This window comes from Mycobacterium sp. (genome assembly GCF_049585075.1).
GTDB lineage: Bacteria > Actinomycetota > Actinomycetes > Mycobacteriales > Mycobacteriaceae > Mycobacterium.
In genome coordinates this window covers 1-7,405 of sequence record NZ_JBAUZA010000270.1, presented here as the reverse complement: position 1 = coordinate 7,405, position 7,405 = coordinate 1, and the positions used below count along the sequence as shown (strand labels likewise).

The 7,405-nt window shown below is 67.1% G+C and carries 7 protein-coding genes and 2 pseudogenes; 4 read left to right on the top strand and 5 right to left on the bottom strand.

All coding sequences use genetic code 11. The features are described from left to right. Positions 1–35: 35 nt before the first annotated feature. Complete coding sequence (gene rsgA / locus WB785_RS13065) at positions 36–1,016, bottom strand: ribosome small subunit-dependent GTPase A (RefSeq protein ID WP_424079734.1); 981 nt, start codon at positions 1,014–1,016, stop codon at positions 36–38. Continuing rightward, on the bottom strand, positions 1,013–2,296 hold the full coding sequence (gene aroA, locus WB785_RS13060) for a 3-phosphoshikimate 1-carboxyvinyltransferase (RefSeq protein WP_424079731.1): 1,284 nt from the start codon (positions 2,294–2,296) through the stop codon (positions 1,013–1,015). The genes rsgA and aroA overlap by 4 nt, the downstream gene beginning before the upstream one ends. Positions 2,297–2,329: 33 nt before the next feature. On the opposite strand from aroA, the gene WB785_RS13055 reads away from it, so the two are divergent. After that, a complete protein-coding gene (locus tag WB785_RS13055; RefSeq protein ID WP_424079733.1) occupies positions 2,330–3,088 on the top strand; it encodes an SOS response-associated peptidase in 759 nt (252 codons plus the stop codon). A 5-nt stretch (positions 3,089–3,093) separates the two neighbouring features. Here WB785_RS13055 and WB785_RS13050 read toward each other — a convergent pair whose 3' ends face one another. Continuing rightward, a complete protein-coding gene (locus WB785_RS13050; RefSeq protein WP_424079729.1) occupies positions 3,094–4,509 on the bottom strand; it encodes a phytoene desaturase family protein in 1,416 nt (471 codons plus the stop codon). Between the two features lie 83 nt (positions 4,510–4,592). Here WB785_RS13050 and WB785_RS13045 point away from each other — a divergent pair, with 83 nt between their 5' ends. Further along, positions 4,593–5,183 (top strand): TetR/AcrR family transcriptional regulator, encoded by a 591-nt coding sequence (locus WB785_RS13045; protein WP_424079728.1) that lies wholly within the window; start codon positions 4,593–4,595, stop codon positions 5,181–5,183. Continuing rightward, positions 5,183–6,037, top strand: coding sequence for an enoyl-CoA hydratase/isomerase family protein (locus WB785_RS13040; protein ID WP_424079726.1), 855 nt, complete (start codon positions 5,183–5,185; stop codon positions 6,035–6,037). The genes WB785_RS13045 and WB785_RS13040 overlap by 1 nt, the downstream gene beginning before the upstream one ends. A 76-nt stretch (positions 6,038–6,113) precedes the next feature. On the opposite strand, the pseudogene WB785_RS13035 reads toward WB785_RS13040, so the two are convergent. Further along, positions 6,114–6,503 (bottom strand): annotated as a pseudogene (locus WB785_RS13035) (hypothetical protein); the annotation flags it as partial. Between the two features lie 163 nt (positions 6,504–6,666). On the opposite strand from WB785_RS13035, the gene WB785_RS13030 reads away from it, so the two are divergent. Beyond that, a complete protein-coding gene (locus WB785_RS13030) occupies positions 6,667–7,185 on the top strand; it encodes a DUF805 domain-containing protein (protein ID WP_424079724.1) in 519 nt (172 codons plus the stop codon). On the opposite strand, the pseudogene WB785_RS13025 reads toward WB785_RS13030, so the two are convergent. Then, a pseudogene (locus tag WB785_RS13025) lies at positions 7,182–7,405 on the bottom strand (hypothetical protein); the annotation flags it as partial. The gene WB785_RS13030 and the pseudogene WB785_RS13025 overlap by 4 nt on opposite strands.

Here is a 7,405-nt window from a genome sequence, read left to right as displayed (position 1 = left end):
GTGCAGGCGGGACTTGACCTTAGCGGCGTGGCGGCCTAACTTTCGCGCAGCGCGGCCAGCAGTCGCCGTGCGGCGGCGACGCGACGGGTGGCCGGGCCGGTCAGGGTGTCCAGCGCGCACTCGGGATCGGCGGGCGGGCCCATATGCCCGCAGCCGCGCGGGCAGTCCTCGATGGCTTCGGCGAGATCGGAGAACGCGACGATCACGTCGTCGGGTTGGATATGGGCCAGCCCGAACGAGCGGATCCCCGGCGTATCGATCACCCAGCCCGTGTCATTGAATGGCAGCGCCACCGATTGCGTCGAAGTGTGCCGGCCCCGGCCGATATCGGTCACCTCGCCGACTGCTCGATGCGCCTCGGGCACAAGGCGATTCACCAACGTCGACTTGCCCACCCCGGAATGACCAAGCAGCACTGTGATTTTCCCGACCAGCAAGGGGGCGACGGCGTCCAGCGGATCGTCGCGGCCGGCCGTGACCACGTTGAGTTCGAGGTCAGCGTATTGCTCGGCGAACGGGGCGGCCGGCGCCAAGTCGTTCTTGGTCAGGCACAGGATCGGTGTCAGCCCGCCGGCATAAGCCGCGATCAGCGTCCGATCAACCAGGCCGGTGCGCGGCGGCGGGTCGGCCAGCGCCACTACGATCAACAGTTGATCGGCGTTGGCGACGACAACCCGCTCGGTGGAATCGGTGTCATCGGCGGTGCGCCGCAACACTGTTCGCCGCGGGCCACGCCGCACGATGCGGGCTAAGCTATCCGGCCGGCCGGAAAGGTCGCCGACCACGTCGACCTCATCACCGACGACGATCGGGGTGCGGCCCAGTTCTCGTGCCCGCATAGCGGTGACCCGGCGGTCAGGGTCGCCGTCGAGCACGCAGCCCCAGCGGCCGCGGTCCACGCTGACCACCATGGCCGGTTTCGCGTCGGCATGCTCGGGGCGGGTCTTCGTCCGCGCTCGCGATCCGCGTCCCGCGCGGATCTTGACGTCGGATTCGTCGTAGTCGCCCGGCCTCAACCGCTGGACTTCCCGATCATGTCGGTCCACAGCCGCGGGAAATCCGGCAGCGTCTTGGCGGTGGTGGCGATGTCATCCACCTCGACGCCGGCGACCCGCAGCCCGACGATCGCGCCGGCCGTCGCCATCCGATGATCGGCATACGACCGCCAAATCCCTTGCCGCAGTGGCGTCGCTGTGATCTCCAGGCCATCTGCGGTTTCCGAACAATTGCCGCCCAGCCGGTTGATTTCGGTGCTCAGCGCCGCCAGGCGGTCGGTTTCGTGGCCGCGCAAATGCGCGACGCCGGACAGCCGTGACACCGAGCCCGGGGTGGCCAGCGCTGCGAGCACTGCCACTGCCGGGGTGAGCTCACCGACGTCGCGCAGATTCCCCTCGAAGCCGCCGTAGGATTGCGGCCCTCGCACCTCGAGGTACGAATCCGACTGTTTAACAACAGAATTCAGCTTTCCCAGGATACTCAGAATCGTCTCGGCGGGTTGGATGCTGTGCGCCGGCCAGCCGGTGATGCGCACGGTGCCTGCGCTGACGACGGCCGCGGCAATAAACGGGACGGCGTTGGACAGGTCCGGTTCGATGTGCCAGTGCCGGGCCGCCACGACGCCCGGTCGCACCTGCCAGCGGTTGGGTGTGGTGTCGTCGACTTCGACGCCGGCTTGCCGCAGCATCGCCACCGTCATCGCGACGTGCGGTGCTGAGGGCAGCGCCGGACCCACGTGCTGCACGATCAGCCCCTCGGTGAACGACGCACCGGATAGCAGTAGGCCGGAGACAAACTGCGACGACGCCGAGGCATCGATTTTCACCGTCCCGCCGGTGACCGATCCGACGCCGCGCACCTGAAACGGCAAGCCGTCACCGTCGATATCCACGCCCAGGCCGCGCAGCGCGTCGAGCAATGGGGCGATCGGGCGGACCCGGGCCTGCTCGTCACCATCGAAGGTCACTGCGACGGCTCCCAGAGCCCCCAGCGGCGGCACGAAACGCAACACCGTGCCGGCGAGCCCGCAGTCGATCCGGGCGTCGGCCGCCGGGGCGATCTTCCCGCTGACCGTCAGCTCTGCTGCTGCCCCCTCGACCAGCAGGCCCAACTCGCCCAGCGCGCCGATCATCAGGTCGGTGTCGCGGCTGCGCAACGCGCCGCTGATCGTCGAAACCCCGCCGTTCGCAGCGGCCAGCGCCGAGAGCACCAAGGCCCGGTTGGTCTGGGATTTCGAGCCCGGCACCGTCACCGTCGCGCACACCGGCTGCTGCGTGTGCGGGGCAGCCCAGGTGTTCACGTGTCCATCATTGCCTACGGGCACTATGGAGGTATGTGTGGACGATTCGCGGTCACGACAGATCCAGCGGCGCTGGCCGAAAAGATCCAGGCGATCAACGAGGCGCGGGCTACCGAATCGGCCGGCCCGAACTACAACGTCGCGCCCACCACGACCATCACCACCGTCGTGCGTCGTCACGACGAACCCGATGACGAACCCACCCGACGCGTGCGCCTGATGCGCTGGGGGCTGGTACCGCCGTGGGTCAAGGCAGGAGCTGACGGTGCGCCGGAGCCCAAGGGTCCGCAGTTGATCAACGCTCGGGCCGACAAGGTCACCACCTCGCCGGCGTTTCGCTCGAGCGCCAAATCCAAACGCTGCCTGGTGCCGATGGACGGCTACTACGAATGGCGGGCCAACCCGGCCACTGACAGCGGCAAGAAAACCCGCAAGACCCCGTTCTACCTGCACCGCGCCGACGGCGAAATGCTGTTCGCGGCGGGCTTGTGGTCGGTATGGAAGCCGGCCAAGGAGGCAAGCCCGTTGCTGAGCTGCACGATCATCACCACCGATGCGGTCGGTTCGCTCGGCGAGATCCACGACCGGATGCCGTTGATCGTTCGCGAACCCGATTGGGATCGCTGGCTGGACCCCGACGTCCCCGCCGACACCGAATTGTTGGCCGCACCGCCGGATGTGCACGGCATCGAGATGCGCGAGATCTCGACATTGGTCAACAGCGTGCGCAACAACGGGCCCGAGTTGCTCGAGCCGGCCGAGCCTCAGCCCGAGCAAGCGCGGCTGCTCTAGCCGCGCTACCGGTTGAGGTAGGCGAGTGCTTCGCTGGCCGCGTTGGCGCCGCACATGCCGTGCGCGCCGGGCCCCGGTGGGGTGGCTGCCGAGCAGATATACATGCCCGGTACTCCAATACTGTACGGCGACAACGTCGTTCGTGGACCGAACGTCAGCTGACGAATATCCTTGGCACCGGTCATGATATCGCCGCCGACAAAGTTGGGGTTGTAGGTGGCCATCTCGGTCGTCGAACGCACGGTGTGGCCGACGATGCGTTCCCGGAAACCGGGGGCGAACCGCTCGATCTGGGCGATGATCGCCTCGGTCGCGTCGCCGGTATAGCCGTTCGGGACGTGCGCGTAGCTCCACACCGGATGCGTATTACCCACTGAGCGTTGCGGATCGGCCAGGAATTGCTGACCGACCAAAACGAACGGCCGGTCTGGCATCCGCCCGGCGTGGATATCCCGCTCGGTCGCGGCCAGTTCGCGATAGGTCCCGGCCAGGTGCACGGTGCCGGCCCGGTGGGCGTGCGGGTTGGTCCATGGCACGCCGCCCTCGACGGCGAAGTCGACTTTGAACGCACCGGGTCCACGCCGGAACCTTGTGAAGGCACGAGAAATTCGGCGGGGAAGACGATCACCCAATATCTCGGCGACTGCACTCGGGGCCAGATCGAACAGCGTGACGTCGGCGGGAGGCAACTGCGACGCCGCCTTGACCCGAACCCCGGTCTCGAGCTTTGCGCCCAGATCGCTCAGCAGCGCCACCATCGCGTTGGTGATCGACTGCGATCCTCCTTCGGCCACCGCCCAGCCGTGCCGGTGGCCGGCGGCGATGATGGCCATTCCTATCGCGGAGGTCATCGGATAGTGCAGCGGCCGGAAGGCATGTGCCGCAACGCCTCCGAACAACGCTCGACCCTGGTCGGTGCGGAACCACCGGGCGAACGTCGAACCGGGCAGCACGGTGGGCGCGCCGAACCGGGCGAGCATCACCGGATGATGCGGGAACCGCAGGAGCGGCCGCATGATGTCGTCGGACAGGGCGTCGAACCGCGATGCCGGGTAACCGAATGCCAATCGCCACCGCGACCCATCGCGACCGAGCCCTGCCACGGTCTCCTCCACCGAGCGGTACAGCACGCCGGCACTGCCGTCGTCAAGGGGATGCACGCAATCGATCTCCGGCCAGCGCCACGACAGGCCGTACCGGTGCAGGCCGAACTGGCTCAAGAACTGCGAGCCGATGGCCATCGGGTGAATCGCCGAGCAGTGGTCGTGCAGCAGGCCTGGAATGATGGCTTCGCTGCTGCGGGCGCCCCCGCCGACCTCGTCGGCGGCCTCGAGCACGGTGACCTGCAGGCCCTGAGCGGCAAGGCAAATGGCGGCGGCGAGCCCGTTTGGCCCGCCGCCCACGACGATCGCACTGCTCACACGCACAACCCTATGCCGCGGCTGGGCCGGCCGGTGCGGTCCCCATGTACCGAGGATTACTCGGTTCGGTTAGAGTATTCCTCGTGCCACGATCCAGCGCCGCCGATGCGCGGGGCCGATTGATGCAGACCGCTCGTCGACGGTTCGCCGCCGACGGCGCCATCGCGGCCACACTCGAAGAGATTCGGCGTGACGCCGACGTCAGCGTCGGGGCGCTCTATCACCACTTCCCGGACAAAACAGCGCTGGCCGCTGCCGTCTACGCCCAAGTCATGAGCGAATACCAGGCGGGATTCGTCGCGATGCTGCGCAGCCACGCCACCGCCGAGGCAGGCATCCGTGGCGGCGTCGCGCACCACCTGCGGTGGGTGTCGACCAACCGCACCGAGGCGGCCTTGCTGCTGGGTGATCGGCTGGACAGCGCCGAGCTTCGCGACGCCAACCGGGAATTCTTCGCCGCCGTGCGGGACTGGTGGCTTCCGCACCACGGCTATGGCGCCCTGCGACCGATGCAGGCCGGCATCACCGCAGCGTTGTGGTTCGGGCCGGCACAGGAATTCAGCCGGTACTGGATTGCCGGCGACGAACCCCACATGCCGCGCGGGGTGGGGAAGACCTTTGCCGATGCCGCGTGGAAGGCATTGCGGGCCAACGATATTGAGGAGGACAGTTAATGGGCGCAGCGAAATCGCTCTACAGAAGCATGGTCGCTGACGGCGACGACCCCGAGGCGCCGGGCCGGGTACGCGTCGAGCATCGTGGTGACCGGGCGGTTGTTACCCTCGATGAACCCGGCCGGCTCAACGTGCTTTCGGCGCCGTTGGTGCGGCAATTGCGGCGCGCGCTCGAGGCGCTGGTTGCAGACACCGACATCCGCAGTGTCGTACTCACCGGCGCCGACCCGGGGTTCAGCGCCGGCGGCGACTTGAAGATGATGCGCACGGCGACCGAGCAGCTGAGCCAACCCGAGGGCGTGGCCGACGTCTGGCGGTGGATCCGCCGCGAGTTCGGCGGTATCGCCCGGCTGATCGCCGGATCGGACACCATCTTCGTGGCCGCGCTCAACGGCCCGGCGGCCGGTGTTGGTTTGGCGTGGGCGCTGACGTGTGACATCGCCATCGCCAGCGAGCGCGCGGTGATCGTGCCCGCGTTCGGGCGGCTGGGCCTGATTCCGGAGGTCGGCACCAGCTGGGCGTTGACCCGTCGGCTCGGCTACCAGGGCGCGCTGGCCTACTACCTGCGCGGTGAGCACATCGACGCCGAGGCCGCGCAACGGCTGGGGTTTGTGCAACAGGTCGTCGCGCACGACCAGCTGCTCGCGACTGCCGACGAATGGTGTTCACAAGTCGCCGCGATGCCGGCCCACGCGGTGGCTATGACCAAACCGCTGCTGCGGGCCGCGGCCGACGCCAGCTGGAACGACGCCCTGACCCTGGAGGAATTCGCCGAGCCGACCTGTTTCACCACCGCGGCGTTCGCCGACAGCGTGCACGGCATGCTAGCTCGCGGCGAGGCGGGGTCGAAGTAGGCTGCCGCTTAGAGGCTGAGCCACAGGCCGGCCGACGATTCGCGGTTGTTCGCAGTCGCTTCTAGGAAGTCGGCGATCAGAAGGGTGGTGGATCGTCCGGGTCCGGCGGGGGTGCGGGGCCGAAGTAGCTCGGGCGTTCAGCCCTGCGGCGCATGCGGGAGTCGCGGTTGCGTCGGCGTTCGGTGGCCACGCGGTCGGCGCGGTTTTGGGAGCGGATGCGCCGGCGTTTGGGCATCATTGCGGTGCGCTCGCCGCAGTAGTTGGTGGGCAGGTCGGTTTCGGGTGCTGGTATGCCGCCGGTGGCGTGGCACAGGCTGGGAAACAGCAGCGCGCTGCCCGGTGTGGTGACATAGGTCTGCCCCGCCGGTGAGGTGAGGATCAGGGTGCCGTCGGGCAACTGCTGGTCACGCCAGCCCCAGAAGGTTTTGACCAGATGATGGCACCTACTGGCTAAAGAACACTTGAGCCACGGAGGCGCCGACCGCTCGTCCTACTACGGCACCGACCCGCAAGGCACTCGCCAAGAATCTTTCAAGAATCCTGCCGGACCCTCCGCATTGTCCGCATTGTCGGCCACCACGACCGACCTCGGAGCATGCTGGAGCACATTCGCGAGAAAGGACTCATAAATGGACCTGCGTCATCTCTACACGAGCCTCGACGGCCGCATCAATCGACAGCCGTATTGGATTGGGACAATCACCCTGGCAATGGTGAACTTCGTGATCTTGTTCGTCGTCTCAAAGTTACTCGGCGTGTCGATCACGGCACCCGACTTCCGTTTCAGGCTGGTAATCCTCGTCTGGACAGTCCTGTTTCTCTACCCTGCGGTGGCGCTGATGGTGAAACGCCTGCACGACCGCGACCGGCCCGCGTGGGTTGCCGCGCTTTTCCTGGCACCGCCCTTGATCAAGGGTGTTACCGACCTAATCGGAATAACCGGCAACCCGGTCAATCCGAACGTGCTCGATTTTCTGCTGAACATCGTCTTTGCCATCATCAGCATTTGGGTCTTTGTCGAACTTGGCTGCCTGCGCGGCAGCGTCGGAACGAACCAGCACGGCCCCGACCCGCTCGGCGGTTCTGATGCACCGCAGATAAAAACGCGAAACAAGCCGCCGACTACACTAGGCACCTCGGAGCTTTAAGCAGCGCGCGAAGTCCACGACGGCGAGGTGTAGGCAGTGCGGGCCGTCGTGTTGTGCTGTCGCGGCGGTTTCGCGGTTGGCTTTGGCCGTTGACGATCCCACACCAGCGCGCCGGAGTCGACGACGGTCGGGAGCGACGCGCGCTGCCCAAACGGCGAAACCGCGCCGACCACATAACCCGTAACCCGTTGCGCGGCAGCGGGTTCGGCCATGCTGGCTT

Excerpts from the sequence above, each read along its gene's own strand:
- WB785_RS13055 (WP_424079733.1), top strand. The coding sequence starts at position 2,330 with ATGTGTGGACGATTCGCGGTCACGACAGATCCAGCGGCGCTGGCCGAA.
- WB785_RS13040 (WP_424079726.1), top strand. The coding sequence starts at position 5,183 with ATGGGCGCAGCGAAATCGCTCTACAGAAGCATGGTCGCTGACGGCGAC.
- WB785_RS13030 (WP_424079724.1), top strand. The coding sequence starts at position 6,667 with ATGGACCTGCGTCATCTCTACACGAGCCTCGACGGCCGCATCAATCGA.